The sequence below is a fragment of the Actinoplanes rectilineatus genome, assembly GCF_000962825.1.
Lineage (GTDB): Bacteria > Actinomycetota > Actinomycetes > Mycobacteriales > Micromonosporaceae > Actinoplanes > Actinoplanes rectilineatus.
In genome coordinates, this window is sequence record NZ_JZKF01000073.1 from 26439 (window position 1) to 46703 (window position 20265).

Below are 20265 nucleotides of genomic sequence, written 5' to 3' on the forward strand. Positions count from 1 at the left end.
GTCCAGGCCGGAGCCGGTCCCGGTTCAGGTAGCCCGGGAACAGTGGTCCGGACACCGCGCAGGGCGGTTCGGCCGCCGGTGCGCTTCCCCGGGGCCGTCACGGGAGGAGTGGACCGCTGGATCTCACCGGTTGGGCCGTCGGCCTGATGGACAGCCTCGGCGGTGTCGGCGCCGCCCTGATCATCGGCCTCGACAACCTGTTCCCGCCGATCCCCAGCGAGCTGGTGCTCCCCCTGGCCGGGTTCGCCGCCAGCCGGGGCGTGTTCAGCCTGCCCGAGGCGCTGTTCTGGACCACACTGGGCTCGGTCGTCGGCGCGATCATCGTGTACTGGGCGGGAGCCCTCCTCGGCCGCGACCGTGCCCGCGCGCTGATCGCCCGCCTGCCCCTGGTGCAGGTGACCGACTTCGATCGTTGTGAGGCGTGGTTCGCCAAGCACGGCGCCAAGGCGGTCTTCTTCGGCCGGATGGTGCCGCTGTTCCGCAGCTTCATCTCGTTCCCGGCCGGCGTCGAGCGGATGAGTTTCGGACTGTTCCTGCTGCTCACCACCGCGGGCAGCCTGATCTGGAACACCCTCTTCGTGACCGCCGGCTACCAGCTGGGAGCGAACTGGCACGTCGTCGAGGATTATGCCGGCGTCTTCCAGAAGGTCGTGATCGTCGGCGTGGTGATCGCTATCGGTCTCTTCGTCTATCAGCGGGTGTGTGGCCGGTCCCGCCCGGCCGCCGACCCGGACGCCACCGTGCTCCTGCCGGTGATCGAGGACCGCCGGCGCTGATCCGGGCCGTCTCCCGGGCGTTGTGTCAGAGTGGGCGGTATGGCCAACCGTCTTGCCGATGCCACCTCGCCCTATCTGCAGCAGCACCGGGACAACCCGGTGGACTGGTGGCAGTGGTCGCCCGAGGCGTTCGAGGAGGCCCGGCGGCGGGACGTGCCGGTGATCATCTCGGTGGGCTACGCCGCCTGCCACTGGTGTCATGTGATGGCGCACGAGTCGTTCGAGGACGCGACGGTCGCCGGGCTGATGAACGACGGGTTCGTGGCGATCAAGGTGGATCGTGAGGAACGGCCGGACGTGGACGCCGTCTACATGACCGCGACGCAGGCGATGACCGGGCAGGGCGGCTGGCCGATGACGGTCTTCGCCACGCCGGACGGGGAGCCGTTCTTCTGCGGGACGTACTACTCCCGGGAGCGGTTCACCGCCCTGCTCGGCTCGGTCTCGACCGCCTGGCGTGACCAGCGGGAGGCGGTCGTCCAGCAGGGCGCGGCGGTGGTCCAGGCGGTCGGCGGCGCCCAGCTGGTCGGCGGGCCGACCGCGCCGATCTCGGCGGAACTGCTCACGGCCGCGGCGCAGGGCCTCTTCAAGGACCAGGATCCGATGTACGGGGGATTCGGCGGCGCCCCGAAGTTCCCGCCGCACATGAGTCTGCTGTTCCTGCTCCGGCACCACGAGCGCACCGGGTCTCCGGAGGCGCTGGAGACGGTCCGGCACGCGGCCGAGCAGATGGCCCGGGGCGGCATCTACGACCAGCTGGCCGGCGGGTTCGCCCGGTACGCGGTGGACAACACCTGGACCGTGCCGCATTTCGAGAAGATGCTCTACGACAATGCTCTGCTGCTGCGTGTCTACACCCAGCTGTGGCGGCTGACCGGGGACGACCTGGCCCGGCGGGTCGCCGGCGAGACGGCCGCGTTCCTGCTGCGCGACCTCGGCACCGCGGAGGGTGGGCTGGCGTCGGCACTGGACGCGGACACCGACGGGGTGGAGGGGCTGACCTACGCGTGGACGCCCGCCGAACTGGTGGAGCACCTCGGCGACGAGGACGGCGCGTGGGCGGCCGACCTGTTCCGGGTCACCGCGAAGGGCACGTTCGAGGACGGCAGGAGTGTCCTGGTGCTGGCCCGCGACATCGACGCCGCCGACCCGGCGCTGATCGCCCGCTGGCAGGACGTCCGGTCCCGGCTGCTGGCCGCCCGGTCCGCCCGCCCGCAGCCGGCCCGCGACGACAAGGTGGTCGCCTCCTGGAACGGCCTGGCCGTCACCGCCCTCGCCGAACACGGGGTGCTGACCGGCACCGCGGCCTCCCGGGACGCCGCCGTGGCGCTGGCCGGGGTGCTCGCCGACCGGCATCTGGTGGACGGCCGGCTGCGCCGGGTGTCCCGGGACGGTGTGGTGGGGGAACCGGCCGGGGTGCTCGACGACCACGGGTGCGTGGCCGAGGGGTTCCTCGCCGTGCACCAGATCACCGGTGATCCGCGCTGGCTCGGGCTCGCGAAGCAGCTGCTGGATGTGGCGCTGGCGCACTTCGGCACCGGCGAGGGCGGCTTCTACGACACCGCCGACGACGCGGAGAAGCTGCTGACCCGCCCGGCCGACCCGACCGACAACGCCACCCCGTCGGGGGCGTCGTCGATCGGTGCGGCGCTGGTGGGCTACGCGGCGCTGACCGGGGAGACGGCCTACCGGGAGGCGGCCGACGCGACCCTGGCCACCCTGGGGCCGCTGATCGGCGGGCATCCGCGGTTCGCGGGCTACTCCGCGGCGGTCGCCGAGGCGGCGCTGAGTGGGCCGCTGGAGATCGCGGTCGCGACGGACGACCCGGCGGATCCGCTGGTGGCGGCCGCGTTCCGGTACGCCCCGGCCGGCACGGTGATCGTCGCGGGCGCGCCGGGCGCGGACGGCGTGCCGCTGCTCGCGAACCGTCCCCTGATCGGGGGAGCCGCGACTGCCTACGTGTGTCGTGGGTTCGTCTGCGAACGACCCGTCACCACGGAAGATGATCTGCGCGGACACGTCGCCCCGGCACACCGGCGGTAGCGCCCGGAGGGCGGGGACGGGTCGGCTGCTTCTGGGGAGTGGTGGCTCGTACCCCCGCAGAATGATCTTGGGTCGCGGAGCGTGGCTCGGCCGCCGGGGTCGAATCCCGCGGAGAGTAGGCTGTTCGGGCGATGGATACCCGAACCGGTCTGCCTGTAGTCGGCATGGTGGGGGGCGGGCAACTGGCCCGGATGACCCACCAGGCCGCCATTTCCCTCGGCCAGTCACTGCGTGTGCTCAGTGAGCGACCCGACGACAGTGCCGCGCTTGTCGCGTCGGACGTGCCGATCGGCACGCACACCGATCTGGCCGCGCTGCGTGAGTTCGCCAAGGGCTGCGACGCCGTCACCTTCGACCACGAGCATGTGCCGACCGAGCACATCGAGGCGCTCGAGGACGAGGGCGTCAAGATCTTCCCGGGGTCGAAGGCCCTGGTCTTCGCCCAGGACAAGGGCATGATGCGGGAACGCCTGGCGGCTCTCGGCGCCCCGGTCCCGCGCTGGGCCCGGGTCGGCACCGCCGACGACATCGAGGCCTTCGCGGCCGGGTCGTGGCCGGTGGTGGCCAAGGCGACCCGCGGCGGCTACGACGGTCGCGGCGTCTGGATCGTCGGCTCCCGCGAGGCCGCCGACGACCTGGTCTCGACCGGTGTGCCGCTGATCGTCGAGGACAAGGTCCCGCTCAAGCGTGAGCTGGCCGCCCTGGTGGCGCGTTCCCCGTTCGGGCAGGTCGCGGCCTACCCGGTGGTGGAGACCGTGCAGCGCGACGGCATCTGCGTCGAGGTGCTCGCCCCGGCGCCCGGCCTGAGCGAGCAGCGTGCGCTCGAGGCGCAGCAACTCGCCATCGACCTGGCCACCGAGCTCGGCGTGGTCGGCCTGCTCGCCGTGGAACTGTTCGAGACCGACGAGGGCATCGTGGTCAACGAGCTGGCCATGCGCCCGCACAACTCCGGTCACTGGACCATCGAGGGTGCCCGGACCTCCCAGTTCGAGCAGCACCTGCGGGCCGTCCTGGACTACCCGATGGGCTCGACCGCTCTGACCGCGCCGGTGGTCGTGATGGCCAACGTGCTCGGCGGCGAGCCCGGCGGCATCAGCGTCGACGAGCGCCTGCACCACCTCTTCGCCGAGGTGCCGGACGCGCGGGTGCACCTCTACGGCAAGCAGGTCCGCCCCGGTCGCAAGATCGGCCACGTGACCGTGCTCGGCGACGATCTGGCCACGGTGCGGGCACGGGCCGCCCGGGCCGCCAAGTGGCTCCAGGAAGGTGTGTAGATGTCTCCGCAGGTCGGCATCATCATGGGCAGCGACTCCGACTGGCCCACCATGGAGGCCGCCGCGATCGCCCTCGCCGAGTTCGACGTGCCCTTCGAGGTCGGCGTCGTCTCCGCCCACCGCACGGTCCGCAAGATGGTCGACTACGCCGAGGCCGCGGCCGGCCGCGGCATCAAGGTGATCATCGCGGGTGCGGGCGGCGCGGCCCACCTGCCCGGCATGGTGGCGTCGCTGACCCCGCTGCCGGTGGTCGGCGTGCCGGTCCCGCTGAAACACCTCGACGGCATGGACTCCCTGCTGTCCATCGTGCAGATGCCGGCCGGCATCCCGGTGGCGACGGTGTCGATCGGCGGCGCGCGCAACGCGGGCCTGCTGGCGGTCCGGATCCTCGGCGCTGCCGACCCGGTGATCCGCCGGCGGATGGCGGACTTCCAGGTCGGCCTGGAGAAGATGGTCGAGGAGAAGGACGCCGCCCTCCGCGACCGCCTTCTCGGCTGATCTCTTCTAGCGCATCCGGAAGACCACCTCACGCAGCTCCTGGGCGCGCCGGCGGCTCTCGTTGGTGGCGCCCAGGAACAGCAGGATCACGCCGACCGGCACCAGCGCCAGCCACGGCCCGCCCAGCGTGAACGCGAACCGGAACGCGGCGATCACCGTCGCGGCGGCGCCGACCACCACCGGGGCCTGCTGCCGGGTACGCGTGCCGACCAGCAACGTGGCCACCGCGCCCAGCAGGAGCAGCACCCCGCGCAGGTCGCCACCGTTGCCGGCCAGGACGATCCCGATCGTCGGCACGAAAGCGGCGAGCAGCGCGGGGCCGTAAGCCGCCCAGCTGCTCAGGTCGGGCCGGTGATGCGCCTCCACCACACCGACCGCCAGCGCCAGACCGGCGAACGGCAGGGTGTACGCCTCCGGCAGCCCCACGTCGGCGAGCGCGATGAACAGCCACCAGCCGACGATCTCGAAGCCGACCGCCGTCCAGAACAGGGTCCGCCGCTGGCCGGGTGTCCGGTCCGGGCGGGACGCGGCCAGCCCCAGCACGGCACCCCACGCGGCCAGCAGCGCGGCGAGGTGCGCCGGGGAGTCGAAGGCGAGCGCGCCCGCGATCAGCGCGGACGCGTAGCCGCACCACTCCACCGTGGTGGCCTCGACCCGGTACTGCGGCATACCCAGCCGCGGCATCAGCGTCGACAGTGACAGCAGCACCGTGCCGACGGCCAGCACCCCGAACGCCGCCCAGTGCCGCGGCAGACCGGCGGAGATCGCCACCGTCAACACGAACATCTGGCCCATCAAGGCGGCGAAGACCCAGCCCAGAAGGCGTGCGCCCTGGGTACGCCCGGCGAGCGCGGCCACCAGCCCGACGCCCACGGCGGAGCCGACGGTGAGCAGGGTCAGCGGTTCCGTGGCGAGGCTGCCGGCGAGACCGGCGCCCCCGGCGAGCAGGCCGACCGCGAAGACCACCGACCGGGTGCCGCGCAGCAGCGGCGCCCGGGTCTCGATCGGCGGCGGGGTGAGCGCCAGGCCGAGCATCGCGATGGTGAAGACGACCAGGGCGGCACCGGTGGCCGCCGGGAAACCGGCGTGCAGCGCGATCGGCGTGATCAGCAGGGTGAGCGCGACGCCGGGAAGGATCACCGGGACCGCCTCGGACACCCGGCCGCCGAACCCGATCGCGGCCAGCGCGGCGGCCCCGGTGAGCAGGACCGCGGCGAGCGCGCTGGTCCCGTCGACGGTGCCCGCGGCGGGGTTCGCCAGGGCCGGGATCGGCCCCTCCCAGATCGCCCGGATCTGCCCGAGCGGGTCGATCAGGGCGGCGCGCAGGGCCGGCGCCAGCGAGAACAACGCCACGATGGTGGGCAGCAGGGCCAGGATCACCGCTCCGGTGGCCGGGTCGGAGAGCCAGCGTTCGCTGAGCCGGCTGCCGGCCAGGCCACTGGAGCGCAGCGCACCACGGCGCATCCGGGTGTACCGGCCGCGGCCGGGCACCTCGTCCGGGTCGACCGGCGCGGCCGGGGCCGGGGTGGCACCGCGCAGCATCTCGGCGAGGACGCCGAGCAGGGCGGCGGCGGCCGCGTACAGGGCGGTGGGGAAGTCCGACGGGATCGACGCGAGCGCGGTGACGGTGGCGCCCAGGACCAGGCCGATGGTGGCCCAGGGAAGGTATTGCGGGACGCGCCTGCCGAGCGCGGCGAGAACGGCCAGGCCCAGACTGGACGCGGCGAGACCGGCGGTCAGCACCACCTGCGCGCCGTGCCCCAGGTCGGCGGCGGTCGCGGCGAGCGCCCCGGGCAGCGCGAGCAGGATCGCCGCGGTGGCCGCCCCGCCGATCTGCGCCCGGTGCGGGGGAAGCACGTCCTCCGCCTCGAAGCCGGCTCGGCGCAGCGGGATCCGCGCGGTGACCGCGGCCAGCGCGCCGACCAGCACCACCGCGCCGAGCGCGATCGCGGTCGACCACGGGCGGGCCAGTCCGGTGGCGGCGCTGTGCACCAGCACCACGGCGGCGACCGCGGCGCGGGCCCGGGCCGCGGCCGGGACCGGGGTGGCGACGGCGGCGAGCACGTAACCGACGGCGACGGCGGTGCCGACCAGCAGCGGCGACCACCAGGGCATGCCGAAGGCGAACGGGGCACTGATGGCGGCCAGTGCGGCGGCCAGGCCGGAGACGTACGGCCCGTAGGTGCGGGGCATCGCGACGGCGGCGGTGACCGCGATCATGGCCAGCGCGAACGGGGCCTGCCACGCGCCCGGCGGCGGGGTGGTGACGTACCCGCTGAGGTCCGCGTACCACAGCGGACCGGGTGCGGAGAGGATCCGCAGGGCGTAGTCGAGCGCCTGGGCGCCGGCGAACAGGCCGATCACGGTGGCGGCGATGGCCAGGCCGCGGGACGGGCCGCGCCGCCAGTCGTCGGCGAGCAGGCCGACACCGACACCGACCAGCAGCACGACGACGCCGGCGACGGCGAGCGGCGCGCTCGGGAACGCCAGCGCGGCGACCCGGGCCAGGGCGCCGCAGATGGCGACGGTGGCGGCCGCCGCGGCGATGTCCGGGCCGTCCAGCGCCCGGTCGGTACGCCCCCGCGCGTCGATCGACTTGGCCAGGAATAGCAGCCCGGCCGCGCAGAGCAGCAGCGCGCCGACCCACAGGTCGGGTGCGGTGGCCCCGGGTGCGAACAGTGCCGCGGCGGCCATGGCCAGCGCGCCCAGCCCGGTGCCGGCCGTCACCGGCAGGCTGATCTCCCGGCGGGCCACCTGGAAGACGGCCGCGTAGCTGAGGGTGCCGGCCACCGCGAGGAAACCGGCGGCCAGCGCGGGGACGGTGGCCGCGGCGGTGGGCGGCGGCCCGCCGCCGGCGTCGGAGATCGCGAGGGCGGCGGTGACCGCGGCACCCGGAATGGCCAGCGCGGCGGCGCCGGCCGCCCACTCGCCGACCATCCAGGCGAAGATCCGGACCACGATCTGCCGGGCGGCGATCGCGACCATCACCCCGGCGCCGGCGATGGCGGTCAGCACCGCGGCGGTCAGCCAGGAGGCGCTCAGCGCCGCGCCCGCCCCGAACAGGCCGACCACCCCGGCCGCGACGACATGCGTGATCGCGATCCGCCGGGTGTTCGCCCACAGGCCGGCCGCACCCAGCCCGATGGCCGCGAGCACCAGCGGCCACGGCGCCTCCGACCAGGGCAGACCCAGCGAGGCGGGCACCGCCAGGGCGGTCATGGCCACCCCGGCGACCGCGCCTTCGTGCCGGATGCCGGCCGGCAGCGCCAGTGCGGCCGCGACGGTCAGGACCAGGGCGCTGAGCGCGAGCAGCTGGCCGGACGGGCCGACGGCCTCGGCGAGCTGCAGCGCGTACGCGGTGGTGTCCGCATTCCAGATCGGCCGGGCCGCGGCGACCGGGGCGATGGCCGCCCGCAGCGCGTCCACCCCGACGATCAGGCCGATCAGGGCGAGGGCGGCGGCCGACGCGAGCTGCGGACCGCGCCGGATCTCCTCGGGCAGGTTCCGCACCACCGCACCGGCGGCCGCGACGGCGACCGCGGCGAAGATCAGCGTCCAGTGCTGCGCGAGCACGTCGATGATCCGGGCGGTCGCACCGATCACGGCGAGGGTGAGGACCGCACCGGTCACGTTCACCGCGAGCGGGTGGCGCAGCAGCCGGGCGGCGGCGACTCCGGTCAGCGCGGCGGCGACCAGTATCAGGCCGGAACGCAACGCGTCCCCCAGCACCTGCGCCTGCAGCAGCGCCACCGAGGAGTAGAGCAGCGCGCCCGTGCAGGCCAGGCAGAGCAGGGCGAAGGTCAGTTCCCGCAGCCAGTTCGCCGAGGGTGGGGTGGCCGGCGGGGCGAGCGGCACCGAACCGGCCGGCGCGGCTCCGGCCGGACGCGGACCGGGGAAGATCCGGGTGGGCAGCCAGCGACTGCGCCGCGGGCGCATCCCGGAGATGATCAGATCCGGTTCCTCCGGGTGCGACTCCGGCCGGATCTCCGGGTTCACCTGCGCGGCCCGGTCGGCGGGGGTCGGGCGTCCCAGCGGCCAGCTCGGCACCAGACGGCCGGCCCGGATCACCGTGGTCAGAAGCAGAAGATCCAGCACGGCCACCACGGTCAGGGCCAGGCCCCACCCTGCCGGGCTCTGAATCAGCGGGTACGCCAGAAGCGGCGCGACCGGCTGTGCGGCGATGACCGTCGCGTACCGCGGGGTGGCGAGTCGCGTGACCCCGGCGTAGACGAAGGACGCCACCGCGGTGATCGCAAACGTGATGCCGAGGTAGAGCGCGACCGGCACGTCCGGTCCACCGGTGAGCGCACTGCCGTGCAGGGCGAACAGCGTCACCGGAAGCATGGCCAGGCCGATCGCGGCGATCGTCTCACCGGTCGAGGTCAGCCCGCGGCGGGCGGTGCCGGGCGCGACGGACAGCGCGACGCCGGTGGCCAGCGCCAGGATCAGGGTCCGGGCGAACGGGTTGTCGACCGCCACCCCGGCGAAGGTGACCGCGGCGACGCCGAGCAGCAGCGCACCGAGCACCAGCAGGATGTTCTGCACCGACTGGGTGGAGGCCTCCGGCGGATGCTCCATGGTGGCCAGCGGCGGGCGGCGCGGCGCGGGCGGCGGTTCCTCCCGGAGCAGGGTCGCGCCGTCGTCGACGATGACCCGGGGCTGCCGGCGGGGGCGTTCCTGCTCCGCGGCGGGGGGCCGTTCGGGCCGTTCGGGCCGCTCCGTTTCGGCGGCGGGGCTCTCCGCGCGGGCGCCCGGTGGCGGCGGCGGGGGGAAGTCACCCGGAGCCGGCGGCCGGCGGCGGGTGCTGCGCTTGCTCTTCGCACCCTTCGCCTTCTGCGCGTGAGCCAGGATGTCCCGCTGGAACTGCGCCGCCTGGATCTTGCTGGCGATCTGCGTGCGCTGGTTCGCGGCCGACATGTCCTCGACCTTCAGCGCCGCGATCGAGGCGTCGATCCGAGCCAGTTCGTCCGCGTAGTCGGGATCGTCAGCCTTCGCCACGAGACCTCCTTGGCCAGCCGGCCGCTCTGTGTAGTTAGAGCATGCCGGTACGACACCTCATTAGAACAGTCTCAAGCGGGCAGAGAGATGCCCGAACCCGGCAAGTCCTCTTCTGTTGCCAAGCGCACGCTACGCGCCGGTAACATAGCGGCGGGACCGGCTGAGGGAAGGTTAAGGTCATGCCTGCATTCGATGTCTACCAGCTTCCGGAGGACCACGAGACCATCCGCGCCGCCGTGCGCGAGGTCTGTGACGCGCGGGTCGCACCGCACGCCGCGGAGGCCGACGAGACGAGCGACTTCCCGAAGGCCTCGTACGACGCTCTGCGCTCCTCCGACTTCCACGCCCCGCACATCCCCGCGGAATACGGCGGTGCCGGCGCGGACGCCCTGGCCACCGCCATCGTCATCGAAGAAGTGGCCCGCGCCTGCGCCTCCTCCTCACTGATCCCGGCGGTCAACAAACTCGGCACCATGCCGCTGCTGATCGCCGGCTCCGAGGAGCTGAAGCAGAAATACCTGTCGAAGGTGGCCGCCGGCGAGGGAATGTTCTCCTACTGCCTGTCCGAACCCGAAGCCGGCTCGGACGCCGCCTCGATGACCACCCGAGCCGTCCGCGACGGCGACCACTGGGTGCTCAACGGCGTCAAGCGGTGGATCACCAACGCCGGAGTCTCGGAGTACTACACGGTCTTCGCGGTCACCGACCCGTCGGCCCGCTCCCGCGGCATCTCCGCCTTCGTGGTGGAGAAGAGCGACGAGGGAGTGAGCTTCGGCGCCCCGGAGAAGAAACTGGGCATCAAGGGTTCCCCGACCCGCGAGGTCTACTTCGACAACGTCCGGATCCCCGCCGACCGCATCATCGGCGCGGAAGGCACCGGCTTCGCCACCGCGATGAAGACCCTCGACCACACCCGGGTCACCATCGCCGCCCAGGCCGTCGGCATCGCGCAGGGCGCCCTCGACTTCGCCAAGGGGTACGTGAAGGAGCGCAAACAGTTCGGCAAGCCCGTCGCCGACTTCCAGGGCATCCAGTTCATGCTCGCCGACATGGGCATGAAGCTGGAGGCGGCCCGCCAGTTGACGTACGTGGCGGCCGGAAAGAGCGAACGCGGCGACGCCGACCTGACGTACTTCGGAGCGGCGGCGAAGTGCTTCGCCTCCGACGCGGCCATGGAGATCACCACGGACGCGGTGCAGTTGCTGGGCGGCTACGGCTACACCCGCGACTACCCGGTCGAACGCATGATGCGCGACGCCAAGATCACGCAAATCTATGAAGGCACCAATCAGGTTCAGCGGATTGTGATGGCGCGGCAGCTCCTGAAAGATTGAGAAAGCAAGTTTTTGCAGTTCAGAGCGGGGTTGACTCTTCGGAGTCGGCCCCGTTTCGTTTACCGGCCTGCTCAGCGACCACTACGTCCGGCGCACCACCTTGTTCGTGCTTGCCGCCTACGGCACGCCGCCATAGCGAAGGAGGGAAGGCCTACCGGTGACGGTAGGCCTTCCCTCCACCGTCGGTTGTCTGTCCTTTTTGGGTATCGCGCTGTGTTAGCGTCCGGTGACCACAGGGGAAAGGGGCGGCCCATGTCGATGCTTGAGGTCGTCGCCTCGGAAGCGGTCCGGGTTCTCACGCCCGGGATCGCCGGCGTCGCCGCCGGTGCGCTGGCGCGGCTGCGGCACCTCGTTCTCGGTGGCGGGAGCCTGCCGAAGGACCGGGACGCGCTCGTCGCCGCTGTCGTGCGCCGGTCCCGCGACGACGCGGAGTTCGCGGCGCGGCTGGTGCAGGAACTGGTCGCGGTGGAGAACGTCGACATGGCCGCGAGTGTCCCGCCGGCCTTTTTCGTCGACCGGGTCGAGGCACGTGCCCGCCTGTGCAAGCCTGGTCTGCACCTGCTGGCCGGGGCCTTCGGCACCGGCAAGACCGCGTTGGTCCGGCAGGTGGTGCACGACATCCACGATCAGATTCAGGGGTACGCGCAAGTAGACCTCGACGACTACCGGGACGGCCCGGTGCTGCGGATCGTCGAGGTGCAGCAGGAGATCCTCCGGCAGCTCGGCGTCCCGCTCGCCGGTGACTCCGCCGCGGTGGTGGCCGACCAGTACCTCCGTGCGCTGGTGCACCGGCGGATCGCGGTGGTGTTCGACAACGTGGTGGGCGCCGAGGAGGCCCGGGTGCTGGCCCACGGCTGGCCGGCCGCGACCGTGCTGATCACCACCCGGGTGCTGACCGCCGAGCTGCGTGCCTGGTGCCCGTCCGAGCCGATGGTGCTGCGGGGCCTCGACGACGACGGGGCGCGGGAGCTGCTGGTTGCGAAGTGCGGTGCGGCGGTGCTCGCGGCCGAACCTGCCGCCGTCGATGCTCTGATCGGTGTCAGTGCCGGGATTCCCGCGGTGCTGCTGCAGTTCTCGTCCCGGTTGCAGGCTCGCCGGGGCGAGCCGGGTGTGGTCGCCGACCTCGTGCGGCAGCTCGGCGACGGCGGGGACGGGGCCGGGGTGCTCGAGACGTCGGTGGGCCGGAGCCTGGACGGGCTCTCCGCCGCGGCGGTCGATGATCTCGCGTTGCTGGCCCGGTTCCCCGGTGACGACTTCACCCGGTTGTCGGCGACCGTCTGGCTGGGGAGTTCCGGCGACGCGCTGCTCGACAGTCTGCTCGAGGCCGGACTGCTCTTCCACGGGGTCGGCGGCCGGCTTCGACTGTTGTGGCCGGTGTGGCGCCGGGCGTCCGCGCTGCCGGTCGGCGACGCCCGGCACGACGAGGCGTTCAACCGGTACCTGCTCTGGTTCCGGGACATGGCCGGCGCCGCCGACCTGGGCATGGACCCGGCCGGGGTCACCGACCGGGCCCGGCAGGGGCGGCTGCGCCGCTATCCGGCACCGCCCGTGGTGGCCTGGCCGCTGCCGTACCTGACTCCGCTGGACTGGCTGCAGGGCGAATCCCCGGGGGTGATCGGCCTGCTGGCCGAGGCGCACCGGCGGGGCCGCCACCTCGAGGTGCTGCAGATCTGCGGCGCCCTGGAGGCCTTGTTGACCTCGCGCGGCCACCACCTGCTCTGCGCCACCGTCAACACCTGGGGCATTGCCAGCGCCGGTGCGGCCGGGCTGCCCGCGGCGGCGAGTCGCCTGCACTCGCTGCAGGGGCGGATCAGCTACCTGATGGGCCAGGTGGACCGCGCTGATGGGGAGCTGCGGGCCGCGGAGGAGTTGCGGCCGCCGGACGACCGGCAGCTGGCGTCGTCGCTGCTGGAGTTCCGGGCCGGCTGGACCCTGGAGCAGGGCCGGCAGAACGGCACGGAGAAGGAGGCCCGGCTCCGGGCCGAGGAGTCGTTGCGAGCGGCGGTCCGCATCGATCGGGAGGCCGGCGACCAGCGTGCGCTGGCCCTGCACCTGCGGATGCTCGCCAACGTCCTGACCGGCGCCGGCCGGGACCGGGAAGCGCTCGCCCTGCTGACCACGGTGCCGGTGCTGGACGGGGACGCGCGGAACGCGGCCCGGGTGCACACCGTGCGGGCCAAGGCGTACCTGGGTCTGGGCGAGGCGGACGCGGCGGCCGGTGAACTGCGCCGGGTGCGGGTGCTGATCGGGGCGGGCGGCGCGACGCAGTACGAGATCGAGATCGTCGACCTGGAGGCCCGGCTGGAGCTTCTGCGCGGCGACGTCGAGGCGGCCCGCGCCCGGTGGGGCTGGATCGCCGGCCAGTACTTCCGGTCCGGTCATCCGGCTTTCGCCCACGTCGCGCAGCGGCTCAGTGAGCTTCCGCCCGCACCGTGATCTCCCGGTCGCCCAGCCGCAGCAGTCCCGGGCCGGTCAGCGGTTCACCCCGGCGCAGCCGCCGGTAGGCCCACGAGGCCGCCGCCCAGCGGTCGACGCCCGGCTCGGTCCGGATCACGACGTCGTCGCCGGAGCGGGTCCGCACCCGGCAGCCGCCCTCCAGCGGGGAAGCGGCGATCACCGCGTGCGGCCACTGGGCCAACAGGTCGCCGGACGCGGTGCTGCACACCACCGTCGCGCCCGCCACCTGGGTCAGCGTGGCGTGTTCCACGTCGGCGACCACGTGCCGCATCGGCAGGTCGTCGTGCACCGTGCCGCTGTCCGGGAACCGGGTCAGCCGCCCTTCCTCGTCGATTCCCGCCACCCATGCCCCGACCGTCGCCGGCAGCTCCGCGGGAACGGGCAGGGGTGGAAACTCCGCGGGTTCGCCCGGTTCGTCCAGGCCGAGCATGCGGTACATCCGGCGTCGCAGGGGTGCGGCCGCAGCCGGATCGTCCGGTGCGATCTGGTGGTTGATCCGGTTTCGTGTGAGCGTGCGGAAGTCGTCGGCGGCCATCGCGGTGTCGATCTGTTTGCGGAGGTCGCTGTCCGGGTCGAGCCGTGGGCACCGGTCCGCCAGGTCGGACACCACGGATCCGGGCACGGTCGTGTCACTCACGGCCGGCCCGAGGATCAGGGGTACGCCCCAAGCCGCCGCGTAGGCGCTCATCGACCCGTGGTCGGACAGCACGCAGTCCGCCGCGATGACGGCGGCCTGCCACTCCCCGGCGGGCGGCACGACGCGTACCCCCGATCTCGTCGCTCGTCCCAGCCAAGCCCGCACCTGCCAGTCGCTGTGCCGGGCGCGGATTCCCGGGTGCAGGACCACCGCGACCGTGTACTCGTCCATCGGCAACTGCCCGCACAGCCGTTCCGGAAGGAGGGGCAGGCTGCCGTAGAGCGAGTCCGGACCCCACGTCGATGCGATCACGACCAGTCGCCGTCCGTCGGCGCCGAGAGCAGCCCGGTAATGATCACGTCGGTGGGTGCTCGCCGCCATCCGACCCAGGGCGGGGTCGCCGACGACAGCCGCGCGACGTTCCTGGTCGGCGTTCAGGTGGCGCTGCTGGTCCGGATGGGACAGTCCGATCGTGGTGGTCGCCGGTGACCGTTCCGGGTCGAGTCCGGCGATCACCCGGGTGCCGGGGTAGAACTTCTGGAATCCCAGCCCGTGCGACAGCAGCAGGATCGGCGGCGACAGTTGGTGCAGCCGGTCGTTCTCGCTGGCGGAGAGCACCAGGCCGAAGTGCCGCGTCCGGGCCTCGTCCCAGGTGAGCGTCAGGATGCCGAGGCCACCGACGAGCGCCGGGAATCCGTCCCCGAGCATGGCCGGGTTCTCCGCGTCATGGGTGAGGTAGATCTGCAGCCGGGTGTCGCCCGCCAGCAGCGTCACCACGTCGAGCAGCCGGTTCAGTGCGGTAGCGGTGCGCGCCACCAGCAGAACGTCCCGTTCACAGGAGACGGTCGACCAGGGGTCCGTGGTCCGTGGTCCGTGGTCCGTGGTCCGTGGTCCGTGGTCCGTGGTCCGTGGTCCGTGGTCCGTGGACCAACGGAGGAACGGCTTGCCGGGTTACGCCCCATGGCACCGGCTCACCCATCTCGCCGAATCCGGCTTACCACCGGGGGAGCGGCCGTGATGCGGGGCGGTTCCACGGAAGGCATCCGGCCACGGTAGTCAATCCGTCGCTGCCGTGGACCCGCCCGGGTCCACGGCAGCGACGGCCAGAGTGTGACGGAATGCGGCTGTCAGGAGTTGACCATCCCCGCGCCGTAACGCTGTGCCACGAAGACTGTCACCGCGGCCAGGAGCAGAACCGCCACGATCACTGCCAGATGCCGTGCCCGCAGCCGGTCCTGCTGCTGCTCGTCACGTCCGGTCCGCTCGCTCATCGTTCCCCCAAGTCAGGGCCGCATCGTCGCAGCCGCCTACTGGTACTGACGCAGCGTGCCGAACGTTCACTGGTTATGCCGGACTTAATCAGGACATAACCATGAGCCCGAGCATCATCCCGTCGTCCTCGTGCACCACGTTGTGACAGTGAAGCATGTACATGTACTCGTTGTCCGCGTAGTCGGTGAACTGCATCTTGATGACGACGCTGGTGCCGGGCGCGACCTCGATGGTGTCCCGCCAGCCCAGGTTCGCGCCGGTCGGGGTGGCGCCGGCGACCGAGACCACCTGGAACGGCACGTCGTGCAGGTGGAAGTTGTGGTAGATGTTCGTGCTGGCATTGGTGATGGTCCACTTCTCGACGGCGTCGAGGGTGGTCATGATCGCGTTGGCGTCCATGATGTCCATCGTGGTGGCGGCGATCCCGTTGATCAGCATGCTGGCGCCGCTGTTGCTCAGCGTGAACGTCCGGGTGGTCGCGTCGGTGGTGTCCAGGTCGGTGATCGTGTTGAGGGTGCCGGGCAGCGCGTCCGGGGTGTCCGTGCCGGTGCTGCTCACCTCCAGCATCGACACGGTGTACCGGGTTCCGTTGGTGGTGTTGCGCACGGTGGCCCGCAACGTCACCGTGCCGGACGGCTCCAGCACGATCTCGGCCCGTTCGCCGGGGCTGATCCGCAGGCTGGTGATCGAGAGCGGTTCGGGCAGCAGCGCCGCGTCGCTGGCGACCTGGGTGAAGGCGCCGCCGTCGGAGAGGGCCACGGTGATGCTGTCGGTCAGCGAGGCGTTGAGCAGGCGCAGGCGTACCCGGCTGTAGGCGACCGACAACGTCGGCGTCTCGTCCGTGGCGCTCATCCCGTTGACCAGGAACTTCAGCGTAGCGCCGGAGGCGGTGAAGGCCGCGTTGGTGGCCGCGAACGAGCCGGCCGAGCTGACCGAGGTGGACTGCATGATCAGCGGGATGTCGTCGGCGCCGTACGCGGTGGGCAGCGCCGCGTTGGCCGCCGAGCCGTCGTCGACGATCAGCATGCCGGCCAGCCCGAGGGAGACCTGCTCGGCGGTGGTGCCGAGGCCGTGCGGGTGGTACCAGAGGGTGCAGGCCTCGCCCTGGTTGATCGTGGTGGCCGGTGACCAGGTGCCGCCGGCCTCGATGATGTTCTGCGGTCCGCCGTCCTCGGACGGGGCGATGTGCAGCCCGTGCCAGTGCACGGTGGTCTCGTCGTCGAGGGTGTTGGTGATGTCGAACCGGACCGCCTGCCCGTCGGTGACCTGGATCGTCGGGCCGAGGAAGGTGCTGTTGAACCCGGCCGTCGTGATCGTCTTGCCGCTGATCAGGGTGGTGTTGGTGCCGGCCTGCGTCTCGAGGGCGAAGACCGAGACGCCGCCGTCGTCGGTCGCGGTGAGCAGGTCGGGGATGGGCAGGGTGCCGGTGGCGGCGGTGGCGTTCGTGGTGGCGGTGGTCGTCACGGTGGTGTCGGTCGCGGTGGTCTCCTCGGCGAACGAGGTGCCACTGCCGATGCGGGCCAGGGCCGCCAGGGCGCCGAAGCCGAAGGTTCCGGCGAGCACCTGACGCCGAGTGGGGAACCGGGAGGGTTTGCGGTGGTTGATGATGTTCCGCGCATCTGCCATGGATCGGAAGATTCAATGTGGATCATGGTAGGAAGCTGGGCGGAATCTATCGGGAAGCTATGTATCTGAATATTCGCTTAAAGCGATGACGCGACCGCTAACGATCACGCTCTCACGCTGGCGGGGTCTTGCGGGAGGCCGAAAATGATCAGACACGCAGCGTGTTCGGCATGCCGAGCAGCCGGGATGATCCCGCAGGGCGCGATCCTGCAGACCGGCACTCCCGAGGGTGTGGTCCACCGGCCCCGGACACCCGCCAGCGGTTCCTCGGGTTCATGGAATGGGCCGGCAGCCTCGGCACCAACGCCGACTCGGTCGTCACCCGCGCCGACGGCCTCGGACAGATCTTCACCACCATCACCGCCGGGCAGCGCGCCGAGACTGAATGACTCCTCACCCACCGCCTCGACCTGCCCCTTGGTCGCACCGGTGAGGGGCGATGTCGTCCTATGCCGTCAGCGGCGGGCGAGTACGCCAAGGAAGGTCACGGTCAGCGCCTGCGTCAAGTAGTCGCGGGGGTCCAGGCGGGAGCGGGCAAGGTCGGGCTCGGTGTGGTACGCGGCCTCAAGGCTGGGTGGCGGTGTTCGGTACGGCGACAGCGCGCCGGCGGTGAGCATGGTCTGCAGGCTGCAGAACACTGCATCATCCCCGAGTTCCGGCAGACACTTCTGCAGGAGCTCGGCCATGGTCGCCAGCCGGGTCAGGGAGGCGCGCTTGTAACGCGCGACGACCTCGACGGAGACGTTGTGCTCCAGGACGCTTGCCTGCGCGCCGAAGAGCTCGCACAACACGACCCGGCCGGACAGTGATCGGCTGAGGGTCTCGGCCACTGCCACCGCCCGTTCGGCCGGTGGCAGCGTGTCGTCGACGCCGGTCGTCAGTTCGCCCGCCAGCTGCGTCAACCACTCCTGCAGGAAACGGTCCAGCAGATCCAGCAGCACCGCTTCCCGCGACTCGAAGTAGCGCAGCACGTTCGGCTTCGCCAGGCCGACCCGGCGGCTGAGTTCGTTCAGGGTCACCGCGGCGACCGGCATCTCGTCGAGCATCGCCGATGCCCCGTCGAGGATGGCCCGCCGGCGGATCTCCCGCTGCTCCTCGGTGCGTGCCCGCTGAAACGTCATGACCACCACCCTAACTTAAGTACCCTCGGTACGTTGACAACCATACCGGCGGTACTTTAACGTCGTCGCTGCAAGATACCTGCGGTACTTAAGTGAGGGGCGCGACATGAGCGACAAGTGGACGACGGCGAACATCCCCGGCCAGCGCGGACGGGTAGCCGTGGTGACCGGCGCCAACACCGGACTCGGGTACGAGACCGCCAAAGCACTCGCCGAGCGCGGGGCAACCGTCGTGCTCGCCGTGCGCAACGTCGAGAAGGGCGAACAAGCCGCGGCCCGCATGACCGGCGACGTGAGAGTGCAGGCACTCGACCTGACCTCGCTCGACTCCGTCCGTACCGCGGCGGCTGAGCTGCGGAACCGGCTCGACCGCATCGACCTGCTGATCAACAACGCCGGCGTCATGTACAACCCGAAGCAGACCACCCGCGACGGCTACGAGATGCAGTTCGGCACCAACCACCTCGGACACTTCGCCCTCACCGGACTGCTGCTCGACCTGCTGCTGCCCGTACCCGGCTCCCGCGTGGTCACGGTCAGCAGCACCGGCCACCGCATCCGCGCCGCGATCCACTTCGACGACCTGCAGTGGGAGAAGTCGTACAGCCGGGCCGGCGCCTACGGCCAGTCCAAACTGGCCAACCTCATGTTCACCTACGAGCTGCAACGCCGGCTCGCCACGCACGGCACCACCGTCGCGGTCGCCGCTCACCCCGGACTGTCCAGCACCGAACTGGCCCGCAACAGCCCCGCCGTCTTCCGGCTCCCGATCACCCTGGTCGCACCACTGGCCACCCAGACACCCGCCATGGGCGCGCTGCCGACCCTGCGCGCCGCCACCGACCCCGCCGCACTCGGCGGCCAGTACTACGGCCCCGGCGGAAACTTCGAGATCAAGGGCCACCCCCGGCTGGTCACCTCCAGTCCGCAGTCCTACGAGGTGGCCATCCAGCAGCGGCTGTGGACCATCTCCGAAGACCTCACCGGCGTGCGGTTCCCCGTCATGGCTACCGGCATCCAGAACTAGACACCTAATGAGTCAGTCAGGGTCTGCCTTTGTGGTGATTTCGGGCGCTCAGCGCGCCCGTATTCACCACACCCACAACAGCGTGGTGATTTGGGGCGTCCAGCGCGCCCGTATTCACCACACCCACAACAGCGTGGTGATTTGGGGCGTCCAGCGCGCCCGTAATCAACACACCGCCACGGGTGTGGTGACTTCGGGCGTCCAGGGCGCCCGAAATCATCACGCGGATGGGATTCGCGCCCTGACCACGAAACGTTTCTAGTCCCTCAGATCAATCGGGCTCCGGTGGGCGGCCTCACCTGGCCCTTGGCCCTGGCCCTCATCGAGATCAAGCCGACGACGCGTCCTTGAGGCACAAGAACGCCCACCGAAGGGGAACAGACATGAATGTGATCATTTTCGGCGCGACCGGCATGGTCGGCCAAGGCGTGCTGCACGCGAGCCTGCTGGATCCGGACGTCGATCAGGTGCTCACTGTGGTGCGCACGCCGACCGGGATCAGGCATCCGAAAGTGCGCGAGGTGCTACTGGACGACTTTGCCGACCTGACACCGATCAAGCACGAGACGGCCGGGTACGACGCCTGTTTCTACTGCCTCGGGGTGTCCTCGGTCGGTCTGGACGAGGCTGCTTACACCGAGGTCAACTACGAATACCCGGTCGCCGCCGCACGCACGCTCGTCAAGATCAACCCTGACATGACCTTCGTGTACATCTCGGGAGGCGGCACCGACCCCGACAGCCGGCAGATGTGGGCCCGCGTCAAGGGCCGAACCGAGAACGCCGTCATCGCTACCTTTCGGAACGGCTACGCATTCCGTCCCGGTATGGTCCAGCCCACATTCCACGCCACCTCGAAGACCAACTTGTTCCGCACCGTATACGCGTTCACCGCCCCGGTATTTCCGTTGCTCGAGAGAATCGCCCCGCAGTACGCGATCACCACCGAGCGACTCGGCCGCGCCATGCTGCGCGCCGCCCGCACCGGGTTTCCCCACCGTATTCTGGAGAACCGCGACCTCCGCTAGACACCTAATGCAGTCAGGGTCTGCCTGCGTGGTGACTTCGGGCGTCCAGCGCGCCCGTAATCACCACACCCCCACGGGTGTGGTGAATTGGGGCGTCCAGCGCGCCCGTAATCACCACACCGCCACGGGTGTGGTGAATTGGGGCGTCCAGCGCGCCCGAAATCACCACGCGGA

12 protein-coding genes and 1 pseudogene are annotated in these 20265 nt (G+C 71.4%); 8 read left to right on the forward strand and 5 right to left on the reverse strand.

Translation table 11 applies throughout. The features are described from left to right. Window positions 1–116: 116 nt before the first annotated feature. The 4 genes and pseudogenes from WH85_RS35790 to purE all read left to right on the forward strand — a co-directional run. Window positions 117–722 (forward strand): annotated as a pseudogene (locus tag WH85_RS35790) (DedA family protein); the annotation flags it as partial. Between the two features lie 93 nt (window positions 723–815). Further along, window positions 816–2819: a thioredoxin domain-containing protein gene (locus WH85_RS35795; RefSeq protein WP_045746561.1), complete on the forward strand. Its 2004-nt coding sequence runs from the start codon at window positions 816–818 to the stop codon at window positions 2817–2819. Between the two features lie 131 nt (window positions 2820–2950). Further along, the gene (locus tag WH85_RS35800; RefSeq protein WP_045746548.1) at window positions 2951–4093 is read left to right on the forward strand and encodes a 5-(carboxyamino)imidazole ribonucleotide synthase; all 1143 of its coding nucleotides are present in this window, start codon (window positions 2951–2953) and stop codon (window positions 4091–4093) included. Further along, the gene (gene purE / locus WH85_RS35805) at window positions 4094–4591 is read left to right on the forward strand and encodes a 5-(carboxyamino)imidazole ribonucleotide mutase (RefSeq protein ID WP_045746549.1); all 498 of its coding nucleotides are present in this window, start codon (window positions 4094–4096) and stop codon (window positions 4589–4591) included. 6 nt (window positions 4592–4597) lie between these two features. Here the strand turns inward: purE and WH85_RS35810 are convergent, their stop codons facing one another. Further along, a complete protein-coding gene (locus WH85_RS35810) occupies window positions 4598–9589 on the reverse strand; it encodes an SCO7613 C-terminal domain-containing membrane protein (protein WP_045746550.1) in 4992 nt (1663 codons plus the stop codon). 179 nt (window positions 9590–9768) lie between these two features. On the opposite strand from WH85_RS35810, the gene WH85_RS35815 reads away from it, so the two are divergent. Continuing rightward, complete coding sequence (locus WH85_RS35815) at window positions 9769–10923, forward strand: acyl-CoA dehydrogenase family protein (RefSeq protein WP_045746551.1); 1155 nt, start codon at window positions 9769–9771, stop codon at window positions 10921–10923. Window positions 10924–11175: 252 nt separating this feature from the next. Next, window positions 11176–13359 (forward strand): NB-ARC domain-containing protein, encoded by a 2184-nt coding sequence (locus WH85_RS35820; protein WP_045746552.1) that lies wholly within the window; start codon window positions 11176–11178, stop codon window positions 13357–13359. Here WH85_RS35820 and WH85_RS35825 read toward each other — a convergent pair. The 4 genes from WH85_RS35825 to WH85_RS35835 all read right to left on the reverse strand — a co-directional run bounded on the left by WH85_RS35825 (window position 13334) and on the right by WH85_RS35835 (window position 18036). Beyond that, complete coding sequence (locus WH85_RS35825) at window positions 13334–14833, reverse strand: hypothetical protein (RefSeq protein WP_052721037.1); 1500 nt, start codon at window positions 14831–14833, stop codon at window positions 13334–13336. The genes WH85_RS35820 and WH85_RS35825 overlap by 26 nt on opposite strands. A gap of 311 nt (window positions 14834–15144) precedes the next feature. Continuing rightward, window positions 15145–15288 (reverse strand): hypothetical protein, encoded by a 144-nt coding sequence (locus WH85_RS51010; protein ID WP_157411431.1) that lies wholly within the window; start codon window positions 15286–15288, stop codon window positions 15145–15147. 88 nt (window positions 15289–15376) lie between these two features. Further along, window positions 15377–16915 carry a multicopper oxidase family protein gene (locus WH85_RS35830; RefSeq protein WP_045746553.1) on the reverse strand — a complete coding sequence of 513 codons (1539 nt, stop codon included), beginning with the start codon at window positions 16913–16915 and terminating at the stop codon, window positions 15377–15379. 455 nt (window positions 16916–17370) lie between these two features. Continuing rightward, window positions 17371–18036 (reverse strand): TetR/AcrR family transcriptional regulator, encoded by a 666-nt coding sequence (locus WH85_RS35835; RefSeq protein ID WP_045746563.1) that lies wholly within the window; start codon window positions 18034–18036, stop codon window positions 17371–17373. Between the two features lie 106 nt (window positions 18037–18142). On the opposite strand from WH85_RS35835, the gene WH85_RS35840 reads away from it, so the two are divergent. Further along, entirely contained in the window at window positions 18143–19063 is a 921-nt protein-coding gene (locus tag WH85_RS35840; RefSeq protein WP_045746554.1) for an SDR family NAD(P)-dependent oxidoreductase, read from the forward strand. 383 nt (window positions 19064–19446) lie between these two features. Then, entirely contained in the window at window positions 19447–20091 is a 645-nt protein-coding gene (locus tag WH85_RS35845) for a Rossmann-fold NAD(P)-binding domain-containing protein (protein ID WP_045746555.1), read from the forward strand. Window positions 20092–20265: the final 174 nt, after the last annotated feature.